Raw genomic sequence first — 24668 nt, 5'->3', positions numbered from 1 at the left:
TTGATTCCCCTCTCTCATTTTTCAGCACCTTCAGAGTCATCGTCTCCATTTTGAAATGGATTTTCGCCGATTTGCAGTTGTTTTCTGGTGCGTTTTAAGTGTTTCCACAAAGCTTTTATTTGGTCGTAAGCTTCGTCTGGCGATAACTTTCCCCCTGTCTCTAAGTTGCAAATATAACTTACTCTTTGGGCAAATTCCTGTAAATTAGCGTTGAAAACTAAATTTTCTGGCTTGACTTGGCCGTAATAACGACCACGAGGATAGAGAAAATTGTCTTTGCTCATTATGCTTTTCTCCATTTTATTTAACTCCTTTATGTTTAACATCTCAAGATGAGTTTATAGTAGCCTTCTCAACTGTAATTCAGTATAAATACAGTACTACGACCGCTAATTACTTAATTTATTTCATCTTCTCCAATCAATAATATCTGGCTATTTAAAATGTTTTTGAGATGATTATGTATTGCTTCGTTTATATTTCAATTAAAAGTATCAATATATACTTGCAATTAACACAAAAAATAGAATAGTTACAAAAATTATTCTTTGTGTTCATCTAATCTTAATATTGATGTAAAAAAGTACACACTAAGCTATTCTGCTTTTAAGTGACACAGTAGATTGTGAGGGCTGTCAACGTTCAACAGCCCTGATTAGTAGTTATGCAATTTAGGTGTGCATTAGCTTACTCTGGAAAAATATCGCAAAATCAAGCAGTATTGCTTCTGCTTGAGGTAAGAGTTCAGTTCGTCATAGTCATGTGGCAATCCCTAACTTAGGTAATAATCGCCATATCAGGGGATAGATAGAGCAAAATAGGATATCCCACACATCTAATATGAAGATTTCTCTTAATTTTGCCAGATTTCGCAGGCTGGAGGTCTTAATTTACCATCAGCTATTTTTCCCCGTAGTCAAGTACAGCATTGATTTTCCGCAATATTCCCTACCCAAAATTGCTTTGCTGACTACAGACGAATAGCTAATCGTGAATAACTAAAGATAAAATGGTGAAGCCCGAAAGGACAAAAGCTGCTCATCGCTCAAACTTTACCTCCCACCATGTCTGTTCATTCCAAGCTATACGAAGGCAAAGCTAAAATTCTCTATACTACCGACGAGCCAGAAGTCTTACTGGCTGATTTTAAAGATGATGCCACTGCCTTTAACGCGCAAAAGCGCGGCAGTATCATTGGCAAAGGCAGAATAAATTGTAGTATTTCCAGCCAACTTTTTCAGCAGTTGGAAGCATCTGGCATCAAGACCCACTTTATTGATAGCCCTACCCCCAATCAAATGCGGGTAAAAGCCGTCAAAATTATACCGATAGAAGTAGTAATACGTAATATTGCTGCTGGTAGTTTATCTCAGCAAACAGGTATAGAGCTAGGTACAGTCTTAAAACAGCCCCTAGTAGAGTTTTATTATAAAAACGATCAGTTAGGAGATCCACTATTAACACGCGATCGCCTGCTGTTAATGGAACTAGCCACGGCGGAACAAGTAGAGGAAATTACTCATCTAGCATTGCAAATAAACGATTTCCTCAAAAAGTTCTGGCAGAATTGCGGTATCACCCTAGTAGACTTCAAACTAGAGTTTGGTGTGGACTCACAACAGCAAATACTCCTGGCTGATGAAATCAGCCCTGATACCTGCCGTTTGTGGAACACAACAGAAGCCGACCCCAATCGCCGGGTGATGGATAAAGACCGTTTCCGGCGCGACCTGGGAAATGTAGAAGATGCTTATCAGGAGGTTTTACAAAGAGTACTAACAGCAGTAGAAATTAAAAATTAGATGTATCAGGAATAATTTTTGATTATTGCAAAACAAACAAGTATATTTGTTCTTTTACCTTTGGCATAAATAAGCAATTGCCTGGTAATGGTGTGTGGATGTGAAGAGGAAGAAAGGAATTAAAGACGATGCGTTTATCTCCCGTATTAGTGGCGGCTGTAGCAATCACAGCACCTTTAAGTAGTTCTTTAACTGCAAATGCCCAAACTCCTACAAATTCAGAACAAACATTAGAAGCGATCGCCCCAGCGACAAATCAGCAGTCAGAACAAAATGTGAGTTTAGAATCCCCGGAGGATTTCACAACTGTCAAGGCGCTGGCAGATATGCCATCCCCATCAGGGGAATTATCGACAGATAAGTCAACTAAATCCGCAGCGACGACGAAAAAAGATGTGATTGTACCCACTGTAGAGACATTAGTGGCTACAAATCCGCCCATGCAGGAAAGCAACTCTGCGACGAAGATAGCGCCTGTAGAAATTGGCAAACCAACATCGACTGCGATGTTCAGGAGTCAGTACCAGACAATTAATTATGGTAGTTATGGGCGATCGCTCACATCAGGTGTTAGCGCATCACCATCACCACAGAAAAAAGCCAATTTGCCCTCCCCAGTTCCTAACCCCCTCGAAACTAGAGCGACAACAGCCAAGCAGCTTGTACAAGCCCCAGAACAACCTGCACCCCAGCCAGAAGTAGCCCCCCCAAGCACCGAGCAACCAGCACCTGCACCAGCCCCTGGGACTACACCAGGGACAGAAAATTTCAACACTCCTAACGCCACACCTGAAACCACAGAACCCCGTGTATTAGTTTCAGAAGTCCTCGTGAGACCGCAATCAGGACAACTAACCCCCGAATTAGAAACCCAAGTTTACAACGTAATTCGCACTCAACCAGGACGGACAACCACCCGTTCCCAGTTACAAGAAGATATTAACGCCATCTTTGGCACAGGCTTTTTCTCCAACGTCCAAGCATCACCAGAAGATACACCATTAGGGGTGCGAGTCAGCTTTATTGTCCAGCCCAACCCCGTCTTAAGCAAAGTAGAAATTCAAGCCAACCCTGGTACTAACGTTCCCTCAGTCCTACCCCAGGCTACTGCTGATGAAATTTTCCGCCCCCAGTATGGCAAAATTCTCAACTTGCGGGATTTACAAGAAGGGATTAAGGAATTAACCAAACGTTATCAAGACCAAGGTTACGTTCTCGCCAATGTTGTAGGCGCGCCCCAGGTTTCCGAAAATGGAGTTGTCACCCTGCAAGTAGCCGAAGGGGTCGTTGAGAATATTAGCGTCCGCTTTCGCAACAAAGAAGGACAGGATGTCAACGAACAAGGACAACCAATTCGGGGACGGACACAGGACTATATCATCACGCGAGAAGTGGAATTGAAACCAGGACAGGTATTCAACCGCAACACCGTCCAGAAAGACCTACAACGGGTATTCGGGACAGGATTGTTTGAAGATGTCAATGTTTCCCTTGACCCCGGTACAGACCCCACCAAGGTGAATGTGGTGGTAAATGTAGTAGAACGCAGCAGTGGTTCAATTGCGGCTGGTGCTGGTATCAGTTCTTCTAGTGGATTGTTTGGTACAGTCAGCTATCAACAGCAAAACCTGAACGGGAGAAACCAAAAACTAGGCGCAGAAGTACAGCTAGGCGAACGAGAATTATTGTTTGACCTGCGGTTCACAGACCCTTGGATTGGAGGTGATCCTTACCGCACCTCTTACACTGCCAATATTTTCCGCCGTCGTTCCATCTCCTTGATTTTCGACGGGAAGGACGAAGATATTAGAACATTTGACCCTGGTAACCCTAATGATACAGACGAGCAAGACCGTCCTCGTGTCACCCGTCTAGGTGGTGGTGTTACCTTCACTCGCCCTTTATCGGCTAATCCTTTTGAAAGAGCAGAATGGACGGCCTCAGCAGGCTTGCAGTATCAGCGAGTTAGTACCCGCGATGCTGATGGTAACTTGAGAAAAGAAGGTGCTGTGTTTGACGATAATGGCAACCGCACCAGTGAAATCGTTCCCCTCAGCTTTTCTGGGACGGGAGAAGATGACTTATTATTAGTGCAACTAGGCGCACAGCGTGACCTCCGCAATAATCCCTTGCAGCCAACTAGCGGTTCTTTCTTACGTTTCGGCGTAGATCAATCAGTACCAGTAGGCTCAGGTAATATTTTCCTCACTAGGTTCCGGGGTAGCTACAGTCAATATCTCCCCGTGAAATTCACAGGTTTTAGCAAAGGGCCGGAAACCATAGCCTTTAACATCCAAGGCGGTACAGTCCTTGGTGATTTGCCCCCCTATGAAGCCTTTACCCTTGGTGGTAGTAACTCAGTACGTGGTTACGAAGAAGGTGCTTTAGGTAGCGGACGCAGCTTTGTGCAAGCATCTGTTGAGTATCGTTTTCCTGTTTTCTCTGTAGTTAGTGGCGCTTTATTTTTTGACGTTGGTAGCGACTTAGGAACCAGCACCAGAACTGCTGAAGTGCTGAATAAAAGCGGTAGCGGCTACGGTTATGGTCTTGGTGTGCGTGTGCAATCACCATTGGGGCCAATTCGCATTGACTATGGTATCAACGATGATGGCGATAGTCGGATTAATTTCGGTATTGGAGAAAGGTTTTAGGTTGGCTAACTGTTAACTGTCAACAGTCAACAGTCAACGACTATGGACTATGGACTATAGACTATCGGGGTGTTTACCAAAGATGAATTATGAATAACAAAAATCTCTATATACTGACTGTATTCGTATGAAACAGCACACTCTAGCAGAGGCGATCGCTCACACTGGAGTAGGGCTGCATAGTGGTGTCAGTACCCATGTACGCATACTTCCTGCTGATGCGGGTAGTGGTCGCTACTTCGTGCGGGTGGATTTGCCAGACTCTCCAATCATTCCGGCTCAAGTGGCGGCGGTGAATCAGACAGTCCTCTCAACTCAGTTGGGGAAAGGTGAAGCCTACATTCGCACAGTCGAGCATCTATTAGCAGCCTTGGTGGGGATGGGTGTAGATAACGCCCGTATTGAAATTGATGGTTCAGAAATCCCGCTTTTAGATGGTTCAGCTAACGAATGGGTCACGAGTATTGCCAAAGTTGGCTTAGTAGAGCAAGCTATTACAGATAACTCAGTATCATTGGATATTCAAGAACCAATTTGGATTTATCAGGATGATGCTTTTGTAGCTGCAATCCCAGCACAAGAAACCCGCTTTAGCTATGGGATTGATTTTGACTTGCCAGCTATTGGTAATCAATGGCATAGTTGGTTACTAACCACACAGCTAGAGCAAGCTGCTGCTAGCTTCGCTCAAGAAATTGCACCTGCACGTACTTTTGGTTTATTACATCAAATCGAATATTTACAAAAGTCTGGGTTAATCAAAGGTGGTAGTTTGGATAATGCGCTCGTTTGTGGCCCCGATGGCTGGGTAAATCCACCATTAAGATTTGCAAATGAGCCAGTACGTCATAAAATCTTGGATCTAGTAGGAGATTTGAGTTTACTGGGATATTTTCCCCGCGCTCATTTCCTAGCGTATAAAGCCAGCCATAATTTACACATTCAACTGGCACAGCGAATTTTAGCTTTGAGTAACTAAATTTCGGCTCGAATCTCAAAATTCCTCATTACACGTACCTACATTCATGCCAAGATTACAAATTAACCACCTTGCCAATGTCAACCCTCTCTGAAGTGAAAGCACCCACATCTACAGAACAACCCGCCACTAATGAGGCGACAACGCCACCCGAAATTAAAACGACTTTTACATCTGAAGAAATTCAGAAATTACTTCCCCACCGCTACCCATTCTTGCTGGTAGACAAAATTATTGACTACACACCAGGAAAACAAGCAGTAGGTATTAAAAATGTCACTATTAACGAGCCACATTTCACTGGTCATTTCCCAGATAGACCACTGATGCCAGGAGTGTTAATTGTGGAAGCAATGGCACAAGTAGGTGGTATTGTGATGACGCAACTGCCAAACTTAGAAGGTGGTTTATTTGTATTCGCGGGTATTGATAAAGTCCGTTTCCGCCGTCAAGTAGTACCAGGAGACCAACTGGTAATGACAGTGGAACTGTTATGGATTAAACAACGTCGTTTCGGGAAAATGCAAGCCCGTGCCGAAGTTGACGGTCAACTAGCAGCCGAAGGCGAATTAATGTTTTCGCTGATCAACTAACAACTAGCTTTCGTGGTATCGGTATAACCGTGAAATACCTTACTCAATCCTGAAACAGGATACCAGTAAAAAAAAATCGCCACAAGAGCATCTTATAATTTCTTGATTTTCGCCGCTCACACACTCAACTTGCTTCGCCCGACACTTTTGGTCACTGACCATTTACATACTCAGCAACGCCAGAGGCTGAAACTTTGATAACCAAAGCAAAGCACTGGCTCCTCAAGACAGTTCTGGAGATTCACCCTTGAAGACGCTTATTCATCCAACTGCTGTAATTCATCCAAATTCGGAACTGCACCCAACAGTGCAAGTCGGTGCTTATGCTGTGATTGGAGCGCACGTCAAAGTCGGCCCGGAAACAATTATTGGCGCTCATGCTGTGATAGAAGGGCCTTGTGAGATTGGCGCGCGAAATCAGATTTTTACAGGTGCAGCTATCGGCATGGAACCCCAGGATCTCAAGTTTGTGGGAGAACCAACCTGGGTCAAAATTGGCGACAATAACTTGATTCGGGAGTATGTCACCATTAACCGGGCAACTGGGGCAGGCCAAGCCACAATTATTGGTAACAATAATTTGTTAATGGCTTATGTCCATGTAGCTCATAACTGTGTAATTGAAGACTCTGTAATTATCGCTAACTCTGTAGCTTTAGCCGGTCATGTGCATATAGAATCACAAGCCAGATTAAGCGGTGTTTTAGGTGTCCACCAATTCGTACATATTGGTAGACAAGCAATGGTAGGCGGGATGGCACGAATTGACCGTGATGTACCGCCATATATGTTGGTAGAAGGTAATCCAGGCAGGATTAGAACTCTGAATCTGGTGGGACTCAAGCGCTCTGGTATGGAAACCAGCGACTTGCAACTGCTCAAAAAAGCCTTCCGTATCCTTTACCGTTCTAATTTGCTCTTTAAAGAAGCATTAGAAGAATTAGAAACCTTAGGTGATACAGAACACTTACAACACCTGCGTCGCTTCCTATTGCTGTCACAAATGCCAGGAAGACGGGGCTTGATTCCTGGTAGAGGAAAATCGGTTGGGAGTGATGAATCATAGGCAGGAGGTAGGAGGAGCAGGGGAGCAGGGGAGCAGGGGAGCAGAGGAGAGAAGTTACTCAAAGATTTTCCCCTTCCCCAGTCCCTAATCCCCAATCCCCAATCCCTAATCCCTAATATTAAAATGCGTATATTTATTAGCACTGGCGAAGTTTCTGGCGATTTGCAAGGGGCGCTGTTGATTGCAGCGCTAAAACGTCAGGCTGTGGCTATGGGGGTGGAGTTAGAGATTGTAGCCTTGGGTGGCGACAAAATGGCGGCGGCTGGGGCAACTATTTTGGGCAATACCAGTGGTATTGGTTCAATGGGGATTTTTGAGTCTCTGCCCTATGTTTTGCCTACTTTGATAGTACAGCGACGAGCGATCGCCTATTTAAAACAAAATCCCCCAGACTTGGTAGTCTTGATTGATTACATGGGGCCAAATCTTGGTGTCGGCACTTATATGCAGAAGCATTTACCTCATGTGCCTGTAGTGTATTATATAGCACCACAAGAATGGGTTTGGTCGATGAGTTTGCGGAACACATCCCGAATAGTTGGTTTTACAGATAAGTTATTAGCTATTTTCCCGGAAGAAGCTCGTTACTTTAGTCACAATGGTGCAAATGTTACCTGGGTAGGACATCCTTTACTTGACCGGATGCAGGATGTTCCTAGTAGAGAAGAGGCTCGTGCTAAGTTAGGCATTACACCAGAACAAAAAGCGATCGCTCTTTTGCCAGCTTCCCGTCGGCAAGAGTTAAAATATTTACTACCGATAATTTTCCAAGCTGCCCAAACTATCCAAGCTAAATTACCAGAGGCGCATTTTTGGATTCCCCTGTCTTTGGAAGTATATAGAGAACCAATCGAAGCAGCTATCAAGGCTTATGGTTTACGGGCTACAGTAGTATCAGGTCAACAAAAAGAAGTTTTTGCGGCGGCCGATATCGCCATTACCAAATCTGGCACAGTTAATTTAGAACTGGCATTGTTAAACGTGCCACAAGTTGTAGTTTACCGTTTAAGTCCTGTTACTGTTTGGATTGCGCGGAAAATCCTCAAAGGTTCTATCCCCTTCGCCTCCCCACCTAATTTAGTGGTGATGAAACCAATTGTCCCGGAGTTGTTACAAGAACAAGCAACCCCAGAGAATATCACTCAAGCAGCGATGGAATTATTGCTCAATTGCGAGCGTCGAGCGCAAACCTTGGCAGACTATCACGAAATGCGTCAATGTTTGGGAGAATTAGGAGTATGCGATCGCGCAGCTCAAGAAATTTTGCAAATGCTTTAGAGCGTGCTGGCTCAAGTCGCTTCTCTACAAGATGTTGCGCGTTAATAGCGCAGGCGTAACGCTCCAAATTCAAAATTCAAAAAAGGTCAATGGTTTGTATAACCTGTTTCACTATTTTTGGGTGCAATTATTGGTAATATTGGTGGCAAGTATTATGTCTTAGCTCTCCATTCTGGCTCAAACCGAGTGAATGGATTGTTACTCAACCGTGCAGTAGAAATGTCTCGTTTGGATGAGTGGTTACAAAAAAACTAGAAAGTTAGTCTGGTATTCATACTGGATTTTTGAAATGTCAACTAGATACAGTCCATTACAAATTGCCATAACTAGGTAGACTCAACTTAAATCCAGGCAATATATTTTCACCCGATAATTCTGTGGGTAGATTCTGCACTTCTACATCTTGGCTTTGACGATATATTTCTACTTGCTGCTGTTGGGGGTTAATTAACCATCCTAACTGCACACCTGCATCTATATATTCCCGCATTTTCTGACGTAGCTTTTCCAAGTCGTCTGTTGCTGACCTTAACTCAATGACAAAATCTGGTGCAATGGGGGGAAATTTACGTCTTTGTTCGGGAGTCAGGCTTTCCCAGCGTTCCCGACTAATCCACGCTGCATCAGGAGAACGGTCTGCGCCATTGGGTAATTTAAATATGGTAGAAGAACTGAACGTATAACCGAGTCCCGTTTGACGATTCCAGATACCCAAATCAATAATTAAATCGGCTTCTCGATTACCACTTTCACCGCCAACGGGGGGCATAATAATCAATTCTCCAGTAGCAGTGCGTTCAAACTTCCATTCACTGTTATTTTGACATAGTTGATAGAACTGTTCGTCTGTGAGGTGAACGGTGTCTAGGTTTAATGTCAAAGGACTGATAACCATAGAGATAATTAAGATAGCGATCGCAATAATACTATGCTAATTCTTCTTGAATCACCAAAACAGTCCTGAAATCTTGAGTCGAAAGCACTGAGTCACAACAATTACAGATAAACCATGATGATTTACATATTCATCTTGTTATAGAATATACTAATTTTAATTTTCCTAAGAATACTTTAATTAATCGCTGGTTCAACAATTTTTCTTACTGTTCATTGGTCAACGTCTGCATCATCAATGAGTTCCAGCACCCAGGAATTAAAACGCAACTCTAAGCGACGACGACCCATCGCTGTAGATTTGTTTGCAGGTGCAGGAGGAATGAGTCTTGGTTTTGAACAGGCTGGTTTTGATGTGTTGGCGGCGGTGGAAATTGACCCCATTCACTGTGCAGTACATGAGTATAACTTTCCTTTTTGCTCAGTTTTGTGCAAAAGTGTAGAGGAGACGACAGGCAAAGAGATACGCGATCGCTCCAAAATCAATAACCAAGAAATAGATGTAATTATTTGCGGTAGTCCCTGTCAAGGTTTTTCCCTCATGGGTAAACGGGTTTTTGATGACCCCCGGAACTCCTTAGTATTTCACTTTTATCGGTTAGTACTGGAGTTACAACCGAAATTTTTTGTTATGGAAAATGTGCGGGGGATAACTTTTGGTGAACACAAACAAATCCTCCAAGCCTTGATTCATGAGTTTAAAACTCACGGTTATCAGGTGGAAGAGAATTATCAAGTTCTCAATGCAGCTCATTATGGAGTACCGCAAGCGCGGGAAAGATTATTTCTCATTGGTGCAAGGGAAGATGTCAAGTTACCCAAATACCCCAAACCAATCACCAAACCAGCGAAATCAAGTAAGTTGAAAGCCAAAAATTTATCTCGTCTACCACTTTGTCCCACTGTTTGGGAGGCTATTGGCGATTTACCGGAGGTAGAACAATACCCGGAATTGTTAACAAGAGACTGGATAATTGCCGAGTATGGCAAACCAAGTAATTACGCGGCCGTACTTCGTGGTATTAGTACTTTAGCAGATGATTATTCATGCGATCGCCTATTTGATTCTCGTCTTCTTTCTTCCAGCCTCAGAACCAAGCATTCACAAGCAACCATCGAACGCTTTGCAGCTACAATCCCAGGTGAAAGAGAACCCATCAGCCGATTCCATAAACTGCATCCATCTGGTGTCTGCAATACATTAAGAGCAGGAACAGATAAATTTAAAGGTTCTTTCACCTCTCCTAGACCAATTCATCCATTCACACCCCGATGTATAACAGTCAGAGAAGCCGCACGATTGCATTCTTACCCAGACTGGTTTAGATTTCACATCACCAAATGGCATGGTTTTCGTCAAGTCGGTAACTCTGTACCGCCATTACTAGCAAAAGCAGTCGCCAGGGAGATTATTCGCAGATTGAATATATCACCTGTGAAACCCGATATTTGCCACGAACTAGGAACAGAAAAGCTACTGCAATTCAACATTTCTCAAGCTGCACAGCACTATTCTAGTTTGAAAGGGGTGTAGGGGAAAGATAAGCTATTCTGCTTTTAAGTTGCATAATCCATCGTGAAGGCTGTTGACGGTTGACTGCTGACTGTTAACGGTCAACCGTCTTTAATTTTGAATTTTGTAGGCTTGCCTTCCCGTAGGGTATTTTGAATTTTGAATTTTGAATTGGAGCGAAGCGACTTGACTTCTTCAACACTAACTCCAACTACGGAAAAATGTACTATCTTCCCAAATACTAGCAGTACGTTGAGCGATCACTGCTAATTCTTTCTCGCCTAGAGGCTGAAAAGCGCGGGCTACTTGCACATTACTTTCTAATTGCTTGACAGTTTCCGCCGCAATCACGCAACTATGAACCCCTGGCTGAGACAAACTATATCCCATTGCTTGTTCCATACCCGTCAATCCACCAGGCTGAAACAAACGTCCGTAGGCTGGAACTTTCATTGCTACCACACCCACATTGTTGGCTTGCGCTACTGGTAAAACTACGGGGATAAATGGACGGGGGTGATGTCTATCGGCGGCGTTAACTGGTATTAATGTCGTATGAAAAGGATAGCGGCGTAACCCTTCGGTAATTACTTCTGGGTCACGATGTCCGGTAATACCTGCGAAACGAACTAAATTTTGGCTGATGGCTTCTTCTAAAGCTTTAATGGCACCAGAGGGACTAAATATTGTGTTGAGTTCTGCTGCAAAAGAAACGTGATGTAACTGCCACAAATCGAGGTAATCTGTATTTAGGCGTTTGAGCGATCGCTCTAATTCTCGCCATGCACCATCCCGATCTCTGTATGCAGTCTTACTAGCTAGAAATATCTTCCCACGATGGGGTGGTAGAACTTTACCAAGATAATCTTCACTCGGCCCATAACTTGCAGCCGTATCAAAATAGCGAATACCCAATTCTAAGGCTTTGTGAATAATTGCTTCAGCTTCAGACTGCTTGCCTTCCCAAGATAATGGAGTTTGTCCCGCACCTCCCAACCCAAAAATAGGTAATTTCACATCTGTGCGCCCTAAGATGCGTTCTGGCATCATTACTGGTGGTGCAGCAGTAGGAGTGGAATTTTGTTGTAAAACAGTCGTCATCACAACACTCCCGGTAACAGCAGCACTGGTCATGAGAAAGTTACGCCGTGTCTGTTTCGCTGTCATATTTGGGCAAAATCCCTAGTCTATTTGTAAGTAAGTCAGTGCAATAAAGCCAAACTGCGTAAATGAAAGTAAAGAAGGCTGAAAATCTTTCTCTCCCTGCTCCCTGCCTTATGCCAACAATCATTATTTACGCCGACCTACTTATGGTAACGAAAAAACGCAACAAAAAATACTAACGATCCTCCGTTACCTGTATCGACGCATCAACTTAATTTTGTCTAACCACTTATGACTTTTCCTCCTGATAGTCGCCAAACAAACAGTAATATATATTACATTTGGATTGCAAACAAAAATTTAATATTGGATTTATTTAATACCAGTTACTCAAAAATGAACAGGGCTTAAAAATAGACTTTAAAAAATCAAAAACCTCAACCGATAAGTATTGTGCATTATTAATGCTCATCTGCACTTATAATGAGTTCCTTCCGACAATCGAAAATTGTTTCGGTAATTTCACTAGTGTTCAGAACAAGGAGTTAAGGCAATGTATGGTTTAGTGAACAAAGCAATTCAAGACATGATTAGCAAGTATCACGGCGAAGATACATGGGAAACCATCAAGCAAAAAGCCGGACTGGAAGATATTGACTTTTTCGTGGGGATGGAAGCTTATAGTGACGATGTAACTTATCGTTTGGTTGGTGCCGCTAGTGAAGTATTGGGTAAGCCTGCCGAGGAACTGTTGATAGCCTTTGGGGAATACTGGGTGACATATACATCTGAAGAAGGCTATGGAGAACTTTTAGCTAGTGCGGGAGACTCCTTACCAGAGTTTATGGAAAACCTTGATAACCTTCATGCCAGAGTAGGCTTAAGTTTTCCTCAGCTTCGTCCCCCCGCTTTTGAGTGTCAACACACCAGTAATAAGTCGATGGAACTCCACTACCAATCAACTCGCTGTGGTTTAGCTCCAATGGTGATTGGTTTACTCCACGGATTAGGAAAACGCTTTCAGACAAAGGTTGACGTTACTCAAAGCGCTTTTCGTGAGACTGGTGAGGATCACGATATCTTCTCTATTAAATACGAAGACTCGAATTGCTATGACGACTGATAGGGATAGTAGCTCCAAAAAATTTGGTCTTTCTCCCGAACAATTTGCTGCTTTGTTCCCCTTCCATCTGGTTATAAATCGAGAATTAAAGATTGTTCAGGCGGGTGAGGTAATTCAGCGTATTTTGGAGCCTATGGTGCTTCTTGAGAGTTATTTGGGAGAGCATTTTCAAATCAGTCGCCCCAAATGCCTCACTAGCTTTGAAGGGATTTGCCAACAAACGCGATCGCTTTTCATTCTACAAGCCCACTATCAGGAAATACAACTAAAGGGACAGATGTTAAATTTGGAGTCCCATGATCATCTGCTATTTCTTGGTTCTCCTTGGATTACTGATATCGCTGATTTAAAAAATCTGGGATTGAAGATCAATGATTTTCCCCTACATGACTCTGTTTCTGATTATCTGTTTCTGTTACAGGCTAAAAATTCTGCCCTTGCTGATGCTCAAAAACTGACTACAAAACTCAAAGACCAAAAGGCTGAATTACAAACAACAGCCTTACGACTGAGGACACTAATTGAGAGTTTACAGTCTGGTATTCTCTTGGAAGACGCGACCCGGCATATTGTTCTAGTCAATCAAGAATTTTGTGATTACTTTCGCATTCCTGTACCTCCCCAAGCTTTGCAAGGTATGGATTGTCAGCAAGCTGTGGAAGCTAGTAAACATCTATTCACTGAACCAGAGAGATTTATTTGCACCACAGATGAGATCATGCGTCAAGGCAAAATGTTTCTCCATCAAGAATGGGAACTTCAAGACGGACGCACCTTAGAGCAAAACTATATACCGATTGTGGTTGACCATAAACTTTATGGTCATCTGTGGAAATATCGTGACATTACCCAATACAAAAAATCAGAAGTTGCTTTGAGGTTAAGTGAGGAACGATTAAAGCTGGCTGTAGATGCTGTAGAAGAGGGTCTATGGGACTGGAATCTAGTTACCGGAGAAGTTTATCGTAGCGCGCGTTGGTTCACCATGCTGGGTTACACTCCTATGGAAATCGCCAACGATATTAAATTCAGAGATAAGTTGATCCATCCAGATGATATCCCCTTGATGCAGCAACGGTTGATATCCCACCTCAAAGGTGATACTCCTGTCTATGAAGTAGAGATACGTTTACTTGCTAAATCTGGAGAATGGAAATGGATTCTCGACCGGGGTAAATTAGTGAGTCGGGATTCCCAAGGTAGAGCTATGAGAATGGTGGGAACTCATTTAGACATTACCCAACGGAAACAGGCAGAACAAAACTTACAGCAGCAATATCAACACACTTTACTGCTGAAACAAATCACAGAGGAAATCCGCCAGTCCTTACAATGGGAAAAAATTCTCCAGACAACAGTCACAGAAGTTCAGCGAATTTTACAAGTTGACCGCGCCCTGATTTTCCAAATCAATTCTGATGGTTCTGGCAAAGTGGTTCAAGAGGCGGTAATACCTGGATGGTCAGTTACTTTAGACCAAGATATTTATGATCCTTGCCTCAAAGATGGATACCTTCTTATGTACCGCGATGGACGCATTACTGCCATTGCCGATGTGTATCAAGCTGGTTTGAAACCTTGCCATGTGGAATTCTTGCAACAGTTCCAGGTCAAAGCTAATTTGGTTGTACCAATTCGAGTGCGACGCAATTTGTGGGGATTATTAATTGTCCATCAGTGCGATCGCCCCAGGCAATGGACGGAATTAGAATTGGATCTCCTCAAACATCTGGCGGATCAAATGGGTATTGCCCTCACCCAATCCAAGTTATTGGCTCAGGAAACTAGGCAAGCCCAATTATTAGCGCTGCAAAATGAAGAATTGAACGTTGCTAAACAAGTAGCAGAGACGGCAAATATGGCTAAGAGTAATTTCCTGGCCACCATGAGCCATGAAATTCGTACTCCGATGAATGCCATCATTGGTATGAGCGGACTGCTCCTAGATACTACCCTCAAACCTGAGCAATTCGACTATGTAGAAACTATTCGCAACAGCAGTCACACATTATTAACAATCATTAATGACATCCTCGACTTTTCTAAAATTGAGTCTGGCAAATTAGAGCTAGAAGAACAACCTTTTGATTTGCGCCTTTGTGTGGAAGAAGCCTTAGATTTACTGGCTCCTCAAGCAGCCTCAAAAGGCATCGAACTCATGTACCAATTAGAACCAAACACACCCACTTTAGTTGTGGGTGACATTACTCGTATCAGGCAAATTCTGTGGAATTTGGTCAGTAATGCGGTCAAGTTTACCAAAATTGGCGAAATATGTATCACTATTGGGGCAAAACAGAAGATTTATAAACAGACAGACCCTACTCGCTACGAATTTCAATTTGCAGTCCAAGATACGGGTATTGGCATAGAACGCGATCGCCTACATCGATTATTCAAACCTTTTAGTCAAGTCGATGCCTCTATGACTAGACGCTATGGCGGTACAGGCCTGGGACTGGCAATCAGTAAACGTCTGAGTGAAATCATGGGCGGCAAAATGTGGGTAGAAAGTCAACCGCATCAAGGCTCTACTTTCTATTTCACTGTTACCTTACAAGTCAATTCCTCTGCCATCAATAGTTCCGTCAACGTCGATCCAGAATTGGTTGGCAAACGATTACTGCTAGCAGTCGGTAACGCCAACTTGAGAAAATGCTTAACCTGGCAACTCCAGTCCTTAGGATTAGATGTCCAGGCTGTAGATTCCAACACGACGGCGCTACATTGTCTATGGCAACATACCTCTCTGGCTCTAGCTGTGTTGGATGTTGATAGCCCAGAGATCAACGGCCTTCATCTCAGTAAAAAAATCCGTGCCATTCCCCAGCATCAGAATTTACCCCTGGTGATGCTGAGTGCTAAAGGCAAACAAACTTTAGAAGTGAAGCAAGTAGCATCGGAATTTACTGCCTTTCTACATAAACCCTTGCGCCATTACCAGTTACACAATACACTCTTGCAAATTGTACGGGGTAAGTGGTTGAGCAAGTCCACCCCTCAAGGCATAATCCCCTCTTACTCCCGCTTACCTAAACCGAATCTGCCAGCTATTGATACCCATCTGGCGGAAAATTTGCCGCTCAAAATTCTCCTGGTTGAAGACGTGTTGGTGAATCAGAAAATTGCAACGAATATGCTGCATCTATTGGGATATCGTACCGATGTCGCTAACAATGGCTTAGAAGCTCTGGAAGCGCTACAAAGACAACTCTATGATGTTGTGTTTATGGATATTCAGATGCCGGAAATGGATGGCTGGGAAACCACCCAAAAGATTCGCCAGGAATTTTCCCCTACTCTTCAACCTTGGATCATTGCCATGACTGCCCATGCCCGCCCAGAAGATCGTCAGCAGTGCTTGGCAGCAGGTATGGATGACTACATAAGTAAGCCGATCAGCCTAGAAGATATCACCACAGTTTTGAAAAAGTTCGGTAGTCAGCGTCAAGCAGCATCAGAGTCTCCAGTATCGGTGTCTATATCTGCGCCATCTGCACCCACCCCACAACTCAAAATAGAAGAGGTAATTGACCAACAGACTTTGGAATACCTGCGAAATTTAGGTGGTAGCGACGAAGCAGATGAGGATGGAGGCGGCAGCATCATCACTGAGTTAATCCAACTTTACCTAGAAGATACCCCAGCCAAAATTCAAGCAATTCAAGATGCAGCAACGTCGGCAGACCGTTCACAGTTAGCCAGAATAGCTCACGCTTTGCGATCGCCTAGTGTGAGTATTGGAGCTATTAACCTGGGAAAAATCTGTGAAACCGTGGAGGATGAAGCCAAGGAACAATCAATGGATCAACTTACTGCTTTGGTTAATCAACTCAACAACGAATATCAAAATGTTGTAGCAGCACTTAAAACCCTGATTCATTAAAACAAACAGCATTTTCCTCATAGCTCCAATTAAAAAATATGAAAGAAAATACATTTTCCTCACTCCCCAATCTGAATTACCCCTCATCCTCAGAATGGTCGCCACCTTACCCAGCCCCCCAACCTTCATCCCCACCCACGAAAGTCAAAATCTTAGTAATTGATGATGATCGCATCATCCAATTAATTCTCAAACAGGCATTGCAAGAACAAGGCTATGAAGTCATTCTCGCCACCAATGGTTTACAAGGAATCGAGCAAGCCGATAAACACCATCCAGCACTGATAATTTGTGATTGGCAAATGGATGAAATGGATGGTTTAGAAGTATGCCGCAAAATTAAATCAGAGCCAACCCTATCTGCAACTTTTTTTATTCTATTAACCTCACGGCGAGCCGTAGAAGACCGAGTGGAAGGCTTAGATACGGGGGCAGATGATTTTTTAAGCAAACCAATTGACGTAAATGAACTCAAAGCCCGTGTACGCTCTGGCTTGAGGCTATATCAGACAAATCAAGAACTGCAAAGATTAGCACAAGATTTACAACTCCAAAAACAGCTTTTAGAAACAGAGTTGAATGAGGCGGCTGATTATGTCAAATCTATTCTTCCCCAACCTTTATCGGGATTAATCAACATCAATTCTCAATTTTTGCCCTCTAGTCAATTAGGTGGTGATTGTTTTGATTACTACTGGCTTGATGATGATCATTTAGTTATCTACCTGCTGGATGTTTCTGGACATGGATTGGCAGCAGCATTACCATCAATTTCCATACATAATCTACTGCGATCGCGTTCTCTTCCTCAAGCTGATCTGTATAATCCCGCGCAAGTTCTCCAAGACTTAAATCTTTTCTTTCAAATGGATCAGCAAAATTGTCAATATTTTACGATGTGGTATGGGGTTTTTAAGCGGAGTTCTCAGCAGTTAACTTATGCTAGCGCCGGTCATCCTCCGGCTTTACTACTTTCTCCTTCCACTGACTCTCAATTAGATATCCAAAAATTAGCTACTCGCAGTCTCCCAATTGGAGCATTTACAGAAGCAAAATATTACAATGCTATCTGTAATATCCAAAGCGGTAGTAAACTCTATGTATTTAGTGATGGAGTTTATGAAGTGGAAAAATCCGATGGTAATATGTGGAGTTTTGACAGCTTTATTAATCTAATAGCTATGTGCAATCAACCATGCAAAGAAAGGTTAAGTGATATTTTAGCAGCCATAAAAACTACCACTGGCAGTCAAATATTCAATGATGACTGCTCTTTAATAGAAATAAATTTTGTTCTTGAGTAAGTGGGTCAGTGTGAAAATTTCAACGTATGTCATTGCGAATGAAACGAAGTGAAGCAATCGCAATGGTTGTACTAATTTTACATTCTGTTACACAGTTGGGTTTATTTTCATCGACTTACTTAACTCAAGTTTTTGGATATACTCAAACTAATAATTTAGCTGAAAATAAGGAACTTTATTGTAATTTTCATCATGCTTTGTTCATGGTTGATTAGTCTTATTTTTCATTGATTGTATAGTTGTCGGTAATCCTAGCAACAGAGATGACAAATCAATATCTTTGGCATTCTGTAAAATTTGTGGTGAGGCGAGGGGAAAGTCTTGCTGATAAAGTCGTAAATGATTAATTAGTTGATTAACACCAGTCTCTATTTCCTGAAAATGGATATAATCTGAGTTGTTTGAATAGTTAATTTCCTGCTGTTTTTCCAAAACCAACTGATTATTGACATATATTTCCTTACTTTCAACTTCTGGTAATTGATCAGATGACATTAAAGAACTTTTATTTTTTATCTCTCGCACATACTCCAAAGCACGGTTCATAGTGCTTTCTAATTCTTGAAAATCTATAGGCTTAGTAATAAAATCAAAAGCACCTTGATTCATGGCTCTTCTAATGTTTTTAAGATCCTCGTAAGCAGATACAATGACAGCTTTAATATCTAAATCCAGATCCCGTATTTTACTAAGTAAGGTTAGCCCATCTATCTCCGGCATATTAATATCAGTTACTAATAAATCTATTTGCGGATATGCTTGTATTTTTTCCAAGGCATCTCTACCATTATGAGCAAAGATAAATTCATACTCTCCTTGACGTATCTTATGCCTAAAATAATGAGTTACCAAACGTTTGATTAGTGGTTCATCATCAACAAATAATATATATTCAGTCATACGTAAAACCCTGATATTCATGAATAGATAAATTAATTGGTATTGTGAGAACAAATTCTGTATATTCTCCAACTTCAGTGTTAATTTTAATATCTCCTTGATGCTGCCCGACAACAATATCATGGATTAATGACAATCCTAGACCCGTTCCTTCACCAGGTGGTTTAGTAGTAAAAAAGGGATTGAAAATTTTATCCATGACATCTGGTGCTATACCTTGACCATTATCTCGGATAGTAATTAACAATGATTCACCCCGATTTTCAGTTTTAACGAAAATTTTGGGAATGAATGTATCACCAACTTCTTGCTTCTTTTTATAAGCTGCGTAGCAGGCATTGTCAACAATATTAATCAAAGCTCGGCTTATATCTTGAAAGATGATTGCTACTTCTGGTAAGGAAGAATCGTAATCAGTGTCGATAGTAATATTAAAACCGTTAAGTTTATTAGATAGACTATGATAAGCCAGTTGTACTGCTGTTTCAAGCAGGGAATTTATATCAGTGAATTGTAGCTGATTATTACTATCAGAACGTGCCAATAGTAACATATTTTGAATAATATTGTCTGCTCTCAATCCTTGTTGTTCAATTTCTAGTGAATTGTCTACTATGTCAGTAAGAGTTCCTTTGATATATTCAAATAATTCTGGGTTTAAAGTTCCAGACTGATTCTCAATTGCTGCTAATATTTCCTTACCTAATTCCGCAGAAATAGCTGCAAAATTATTAACAAAATTAAGTGGATTTCTAATTTCGTGGGCAACTCCAGCAGTAAGTAATCCTAGTGAAGCTAGTTTTTCTTGAGCAATAATTTTATTTTGAGCGGCTTTTAATTGACTTGTTCTTTCCTCAACTTTAATTTCCAGATTGCGAGAATAGTCTTCTAACTGTTCATACAGTAAAGCATTCTCTAAAGAAATCGCCGCTTGGGAACATAATAGTTGTAAAATTGCGAGGCGATCGCTTGTAAAAAAATCTACAGTTAAATTATTCTCTAAATAGAGAATACCTATTAATTTTCCTTGATTAATAATTGCCGTTGCTAAAACTGATTTTGGTTTATGAGATTGAATATATATATCATTTCCAAAATTAGGCTCATCAATAGCATCACTTAACACCACATCTTCATAAGTCCGGGCTACATAATTAATTACTGATAAAGGTAAACTATTTTCAGATAAAGGTTTTGAAGAGTGTACGCAAACACTTCCTTCTATATTAATTGAGACTTCTATTTTTAATTGTTCGCTGCGATTGAGAATCAAGCAACCATTAGATGCGCCGGCATTTTCAATTGTAATGCTCATCAATTTCTTCAACAATTCACTCAGAACTATTTCTCCTGATATTGCTTGTGAAGCTTTGACTACCGTAGCTATATCTAAAAACTCACCTCGACGGTTATGAGTCGTAATGACATCATGATTAGTAGATAAAATGTTTTTAACACCGCCCATTACTGGCATTTTTACTAGTAGTTGTGGATACTTTACCAACATATCTTCTAGTTTGCGCTTTGCACCCCATAATTGATAACTATAATGAGCATCAATCATATAAATTTTGGCAATATTTTCCTTACCTTGACTTAACCAAAATTTAGCAGCTAGTTCATTAGCTAAAGCAACATTCTGGGAAAATTCATATTCCTGTGCTGATTTAATTGCTTGGTCATATAAGTTCATGGCTTCTAAATATTTGCCGGAAATCCGTGCTATTTCTGCCTCTACTAACAAATATTTATGCAGGAAGTTTTCTTGGCTATTATCTGCCCAAAGTTTCATCAGTTTTTGATTATCTAGCAATTTTTGCCAAAACTCTACTTGTTTCTCTGGAGTAACTTTCAGATATGTTGACGCTAGAATTAGCGACTGATAAAAATTTTGGTCAGCAACAGGAATTAGACCCTTTAAATATTCTAAATATTTTTCTGCTTCTAAGGAACACTTAAGCGCGGCTAAATCTTCATCATACAAGTAGAGAATTTGAGATTTAAATGTTAAATAACAGAATAAAGGTGCAAAGCTCTGACGAGTTTCACAACCTGTTAAATACTCATTTTCGCTAATTTCACTGATACTAAAGTCTAACTTATCTGATGTTCTAGATGTGAGATTAAATAAACCAAGCCGTGCTGCTAGCATGGTATCTTTTGCCCACTGATTCTGATTTTTTTGGACAAACTGTAACCCGTTATCTAATTCAGCTAATACATCTTCTAAGAAAACTCCTTCAAATAAGGTATTAAATAACTGAAAAGCCAAAATATACCCGGCAAATTGTAAATCTCCTGATTCTAGTCCGGCATGATATCCTTCTTTGTTTATTCCACGAGTAAATTTAATATGTTTTACCCAGTTAGTTTGAAAATTCGCCAGTACAAAACAAGCTTTACATTTTTGAGCCAAATTATTAAATTTTTCACTAACTTTTAGCGCTAACTTGCCAAATTCATAACCAGTTTGATAGTCTTTCCAAATAGCACCTAACAACATCCCATAATTGGTATAGCCCTTAACTGATTCACCTAAATTCCCATATTTAAGTGACAGATTTAATGATTCTAAAACAATTATTTTATAGAGTTTTTGATCAGCAAGATAACTAGCTGGATCAATATTCATTAATAAATGCAATGCTACTATTTTTTCGGGAATAACCATTTCTGGTTTATTGATAAATTCAGCGATATCTTGATTAGCTATGAGCTGATTTGCCTCGTTTATCAATACTTCTAAGTTAGCTTCAAAGTCAGAGTCGGGTAAATAAATACCCAAGAGAGCTAAACCTTTACGACCTGATGCAATAGCTTGATTCAGGTTACCTAATAGAGTGTACTGTACAATTAGTAAATTATAAATTTTCGCTTTTTCTAAATTCGTTTTTGCTTGCTCAAGCAAAATAGAAATTAAAGATTGAGATTGGGAAAAATTTCCTAGTAAATACTCTACTTCTGACCTTTCCCAGTACAAATTTAAAGCTAAATCATAATGTTCATGCCAAATATCTCCAGGCAAAATATTTATACCTGAAATCAAATATTGTAAAGCAGCACCATAGGCGTTAGCTTCTTTGGCTTTTTTAGCGGCTGCCAAATTTAACTTAGATAATTCAACTTTTTGGGTATCATTAATGAGTAGTTCCCAACTTATATTGAGATGATCTACTACTTCAAATATCCTACTTGCTAGTTCTGCATCCGAAATATTATGCAATAGTAGTTGCCCAATTTGCAGATGAACATTACGTTTTTTATCTTGATCGATTAGGGCATAAGCTGCTTGTTGAACTCGGTCATGAAGAAATTTATAGTTAATTATTAATAGTGGTGATTTAACTAAATCTGCTTCTGTAATTTCTAAATCAGAAGTTGGCACAATGAGACCTTCTTGAGTCGCAGGAAGCAAGTCTCTAAAGGTGCTAACAGTCGATTTTTCCGAAATAATTGCTAGTGTACTTAAATCAAAACTATTACCTACGCAAGCAGATAAACGTAAAATTTGCTGAGTATTCAGTGGCAATTTTTTTAATTTATTGATCATCAAATCAACCACATTGTCTGTAATGCCCATTTCTTCAATTTGGGCAATATTCCAATGCCAGCTAAGACTTGAAAAATCAAATATTAATAAATTTTCTTGATATAAGGTTTTCAAAAATTGATTAACGAAAAATGGATTACCACCAGTTTTAGACAGTACTAGTTCTGCTAGGGGTTGGGTCGAAATGAAATCACTGTATATACTTTCAGAAATTAATTGATTAACTGTTTCTAAATTTAGAGGTAATAAATTAATTTCCTTAATTGTCAAACCTGATTTTTTTAATCCTTCAATAGTGATAATACTAGGGTGGTTAATATGAACCTCATTATCTCGATATGCACCAATTAAAAACAAATATCCTAACTTTTCATCTCTCATAATTAAATCAATTAATTTGAGAGTAGCAGAATCAGCCCATTGCAAATCGTCTAAAAATATAGCTAAAGGGTGTTCTTTTTGACAAAATACATGAATAAAATTGTGAAAGACCAAGTTGAACCGATTCTGTGATTCAGCCGGGCCTAATTCTTGGACTGCTGGTTGCTTACCGATAATTAATTCCAATTCAGGAATCACATCAATTATTACTTGAGCATTGATTCCTAAAGCCGTTAAAAGTTTATTTTTCCATTCTTGGAGTTGGTTTTCATTTTCTGTTAAGAGTTGGCGAATGAGTGATTGAAATGCTTTAACTACTGCACTATAAGGGATATTTTTTTGAAATTGGTCAAATTTGCCCGCAATGAAATATCCCCGGCGCTCAGTAATTGGTTTATAAATTTCCTGGACTAATGTTGATTTACCAATACCAGAATAACCAGCAACTAACATCATTTCTGTTGTTCCTTGACTAACTCTGGTAAAGGCTGTTAGTAAGTTAATAATTTCTCCTTCTCTTCCATATAGTTTTTGGGGAATTTGGAATTTATCAGAGATATCTTGACTTCCCAGAGAAAATGATGTGTTTTTACCTTCTTGGTATTGTGTTAGACAAAATTCCAAATCTGCTTTAACACCCAACGCACTTTGATATCGCTCCTCGGCAGTTTTTGCCATCAATTTCATGACAATATCCGAGAGAGTTTTGGGTATATTTGAGTGAATTTCATGGGGAGGAACGGGTTGTTTAGCTAGGTGACAATAGACGAGTTCTAAGGAATCAGTTGTATCAAAAGGTAATTGTTTAGTTAATAATTCATAAAAAGTCACACCTAAAGAATAAAAATCCGTCCGATAATCAAGGGCGCGGTTCATTCTCCCTGTTTGTTCAGGTGAAATATAAGCTAGAGTACCTTCTAAAACATTGGGGTGTTTGAGAGTGGTATTTTCACGCGTAAAGACTGTGGCAATACCAAAGTCAATGATTTTAACTTCACCTGTTTTGGGGTTAAAAACTATATTCGATGGATTAATATCTTTGTGAATAACATTAGCAGCGTGAATTTGCGCTAAAGTATTGGTAATTTTGATAGCGATCGCCAAAAATTTCTCTATAGAGTTAATATTATGGAAATCCCGTAAATCTGTACCACCAAAGTCTTCTAAGATTATTACTAATGTTTTATAGTATGGCTCTAAACTATAAGCTTTAATCACACCATCAAAATCTAGATTACGAGTAATTTCGTATTCTTGCTTATATCTAGTTAATTCTATAGATGTAGGATATTCCTGCTTGAGGACTTTGACTATAACGTTTTGGTTGTCTTCCTGCCTAATACTCCGATATACTTCAGAGTTAGCGCTGTCATATATTTTTTCTACTATTTGATAACCTGTGAGCTTCACCATAGATATTACAGAATCTACATAAATAATTTATTGCATAGTTATTGTTCCCAAAATAGATGGAACTTCATAACAAGAAGTTTACAAATATACATTTATTTGTAAACACTAGATTTCGTACCTGTTGACCGCACTTTCTACAGGATGCTAAGTGAACAGCTTTCATGTGCTATTAGATTCAGTAATAGGTTATCTCAGTGTATTGGAGAACTTGGAAATATGTATGATAACCCT

Annotated in this window: 16 protein-coding genes; 11 read left to right on the top strand and 5 right to left on the bottom strand. The window is 40.4% G+C overall.

What is annotated here, in order from left to right; translation table 11 throughout:
• Nucleotides 1–14: 14 nt before the first annotated feature.
• The gene (locus H6G14_RS00875; RefSeq protein ID WP_190565266.1) at nucleotides 15–299 is read right to left on the bottom strand and encodes a DUF7219 family protein; all 285 of its coding nucleotides are present in this window, start codon (nucleotides 297–299) and stop codon (nucleotides 15–17) included.
• Between the two features lie 765 nt (nucleotides 300–1064).
• Here H6G14_RS00875 and purC point away from each other — a divergent pair.
• From purC to H6G14_RS00840, 7 genes are all read left to right on the top strand, one after another.
• Nucleotides 1065–1802 (top strand): phosphoribosylaminoimidazolesuccinocarboxamide synthase, encoded by a 738-nt coding sequence (gene purC / locus H6G14_RS00870; RefSeq protein WP_190565265.1) that lies wholly within the window; start codon nucleotides 1065–1067, stop codon nucleotides 1800–1802.
• A gap of 128 nt (nucleotides 1803–1930) precedes the next feature.
• Entirely contained in the window at nucleotides 1931–4453 is a 2523-nt protein-coding gene (locus H6G14_RS00865) for a BamA/TamA family outer membrane protein (protein WP_190565264.1), read from the top strand.
• Between the two features lie 127 nt (nucleotides 4454–4580).
• The gene (gene lpxC / locus H6G14_RS00860) at nucleotides 4581–5432 is read left to right on the top strand and encodes a UDP-3-O-acyl-N-acetylglucosamine deacetylase (protein ID WP_190565263.1); all 852 of its coding nucleotides are present in this window, start codon (nucleotides 4581–4583) and stop codon (nucleotides 5430–5432) included.
• 77 nt (nucleotides 5433–5509) lie between these two features.
• A complete protein-coding gene (fabZ, locus tag H6G14_RS00855; protein ID WP_011316993.1) occupies nucleotides 5510–6025 on the top strand; it encodes a 3-hydroxyacyl-ACP dehydratase FabZ in 516 nt (171 codons plus the stop codon).
• A gap of 247 nt (nucleotides 6026–6272) precedes the next feature.
• The gene (gene lpxA / locus H6G14_RS00850; RefSeq protein WP_190565262.1) at nucleotides 6273–7091 is read left to right on the top strand and encodes an acyl-ACP--UDP-N-acetylglucosamine O-acyltransferase; all 819 of its coding nucleotides are present in this window, start codon (nucleotides 6273–6275) and stop codon (nucleotides 7089–7091) included.
• A 123-nt stretch (nucleotides 7092–7214) separates the two neighbouring features.
• The gene (gene lpxB, locus H6G14_RS00845; RefSeq protein ID WP_190565261.1) at nucleotides 7215–8369 is read left to right on the top strand and encodes a lipid-A-disaccharide synthase; all 1155 of its coding nucleotides are present in this window, start codon (nucleotides 7215–7217) and stop codon (nucleotides 8367–8369) included.
• 117 nt (nucleotides 8370–8486) lie between these two features.
• Entirely contained in the window at nucleotides 8487–8624 is a 138-nt protein-coding gene (locus H6G14_RS00840; RefSeq protein ID WP_158629508.1) for a hypothetical protein, read from the top strand.
• Between the two features lie 55 nt (nucleotides 8625–8679).
• Here the strand turns inward: H6G14_RS00840 and H6G14_RS00835 are convergent, their stop codons facing one another.
• Nucleotides 8680–9264, bottom strand: a complete 585-nt coding sequence (locus tag H6G14_RS00835; protein ID WP_190565260.1) for a Uma2 family endonuclease — start codon at nucleotides 9262–9264, stop codon at nucleotides 8680–8682.
• A 237-nt stretch (nucleotides 9265–9501) separates the two neighbouring features.
• Between H6G14_RS00835 and H6G14_RS00830 the strand changes: the two genes are divergently transcribed.
• Nucleotides 9502–10797 (top strand): DNA cytosine methyltransferase, encoded by a 1296-nt coding sequence (locus H6G14_RS00830; RefSeq protein ID WP_190565259.1) that lies wholly within the window; start codon nucleotides 9502–9504, stop codon nucleotides 10795–10797.
• Nucleotides 10798–10977: 180 nt separating this feature from the next.
• On the opposite strand, the gene H6G14_RS00825 is transcribed toward H6G14_RS00830, so the two are convergent.
• Entirely contained in the window at nucleotides 10978–11943 is a 966-nt protein-coding gene (locus H6G14_RS00825) for an aldo/keto reductase (RefSeq protein ID WP_190565258.1), read from the bottom strand.
• A 490-nt stretch (nucleotides 11944–12433) separates the two neighbouring features.
• On the opposite strand from H6G14_RS00825, the gene H6G14_RS00820 reads away from it, so the two are divergent.
• From H6G14_RS00820 to H6G14_RS00810, 3 genes are read left to right on the top strand one after another with little or no spacing between them, the layout of a single operon-like run.
• Nucleotides 12434–13003: a heme NO-binding domain-containing protein gene (locus H6G14_RS00820; protein WP_190565257.1), complete on the top strand. Its 570-nt coding sequence runs from the start codon at nucleotides 12434–12436 to the stop codon at nucleotides 13001–13003.
• Nucleotides 12993–16889 carry a response regulator gene (locus H6G14_RS00815; protein WP_190565256.1) on the top strand — a complete coding sequence of 1299 codons (3897 nt, stop codon included), beginning with the start codon at nucleotides 12993–12995 and terminating at the stop codon, nucleotides 16887–16889. Before H6G14_RS00820 ends, H6G14_RS00815 begins: the two co-directional genes overlap by 11 nt.
• 38 nt (nucleotides 16890–16927) lie before the next feature.
• Nucleotides 16928–18193 (top strand): PP2C family protein-serine/threonine phosphatase, encoded by a 1266-nt coding sequence (locus H6G14_RS00810; RefSeq protein ID WP_199325994.1) that lies wholly within the window; start codon nucleotides 16928–16930, stop codon nucleotides 18191–18193.
• Nucleotides 18194–18394: 201 nt separating this feature from the next.
• Here the strand turns inward: H6G14_RS00810 and H6G14_RS00805 are convergent, their stop codons facing one another.
• Together H6G14_RS00805 and H6G14_RS00800 are read right to left on the bottom strand one after the other, a co-directional pair.
• Entirely contained in the window at nucleotides 18395–19093 is a 699-nt protein-coding gene (locus tag H6G14_RS00805) for a response regulator (protein WP_190565255.1), read from the bottom strand.
• Nucleotides 19086–24437, bottom strand: coding sequence for a trifunctional serine/threonine-protein kinase/ATP-binding protein/sensor histidine kinase (locus H6G14_RS00800; protein WP_190565254.1), 5352 nt, complete (start codon nucleotides 24435–24437; stop codon nucleotides 19086–19088). The genes H6G14_RS00805 and H6G14_RS00800 overlap by 8 nt, the downstream gene beginning before the upstream one ends.
• Between the last annotated feature and the right edge of the window lie 231 nt (nucleotides 24438–24668).

This window comes from Nostoc parmelioides FACHB-3921, from assembly GCF_014696625.1.
Classification (GTDB): domain Bacteria; phylum Cyanobacteriota; class Cyanobacteriia; order Cyanobacteriales; family Nostocaceae; genus Trichormus; species Trichormus parmelioides.
This window is presented reverse-complemented; position numbering and strand designations above follow the sequence as displayed.

Excerpts from the sequence above, each read along its gene's own strand:
- H6G14_RS00820 (WP_190565257.1), top strand. The coding sequence starts at position 12,434 with ATGTATGGTTTAGTGAACAAAGCAATTCAAGACATGATTAGCAAGTAT.
- lpxB (WP_190565261.1), top strand. The coding sequence starts at position 7,215 with ATGCGTATATTTATTAGCACTGGCGAAGTTTCTGGCGATTTGCAAGGG.
- H6G14_RS00825 (WP_190565258.1), bottom strand. The coding sequence starts at position 11,943 with ATGACAGCGAAACAGACACGGCGTAACTTTCTCATGACCAGTGCTGCT.
- lpxC (WP_190565263.1), top strand. The coding sequence starts at position 4,581 with ATGAAACAGCACACTCTAGCAGAGGCGATCGCTCACACTGGAGTAGGG.
- H6G14_RS00815 (WP_190565256.1), top strand. The coding sequence starts at position 12,993 with ATGACGACTGATAGGGATAGTAGCTCCAAAAAATTTGGTCTTTCTCCC.
- purC (WP_190565265.1), top strand. The coding sequence starts at position 1,065 with ATGTCTGTTCATTCCAAGCTATACGAAGGCAAAGCTAAAATTCTCTAT.
- H6G14_RS00810 (WP_199325994.1), top strand. The coding sequence starts at position 16,928 with ATGAAAGAAAATACATTTTCCTCACTCCCCAATCTGAATTACCCCTCA.
- H6G14_RS00875 (WP_190565266.1), bottom strand. The coding sequence starts at position 299 with ATGGAGAAAAGCATAATGAGCAAAGACAATTTTCTCTATCCTCGTGGT.
- fabZ (WP_011316993.1), top strand. The coding sequence starts at position 5,510 with ATGTCAACCCTCTCTGAAGTGAAAGCACCCACATCTACAGAACAACCC.
- H6G14_RS00835 (WP_190565260.1), bottom strand. The coding sequence starts at position 9,264 with ATGGTTATCAGTCCTTTGACATTAAACCTAGACACCGTTCACCTCACA.
- H6G14_RS00805 (WP_190565255.1), bottom strand. The coding sequence starts at position 19,093 with ATGACTGAATATATATTATTTGTTGATGATGAACCACTAATCAAACGT.
- H6G14_RS00830 (WP_190565259.1), top strand. The coding sequence starts at position 9,502 with ATGAGTTCCAGCACCCAGGAATTAAAACGCAACTCTAAGCGACGACGA.
- H6G14_RS00800 (WP_190565254.1), bottom strand. The coding sequence starts at position 24,437 with ATGGTGAAGCTCACAGGTTATCAAATAGTAGAAAAAATATATGACAGC.
- H6G14_RS00865 (WP_190565264.1), top strand. The coding sequence starts at position 1,931 with ATGCGTTTATCTCCCGTATTAGTGGCGGCTGTAGCAATCACAGCACCT.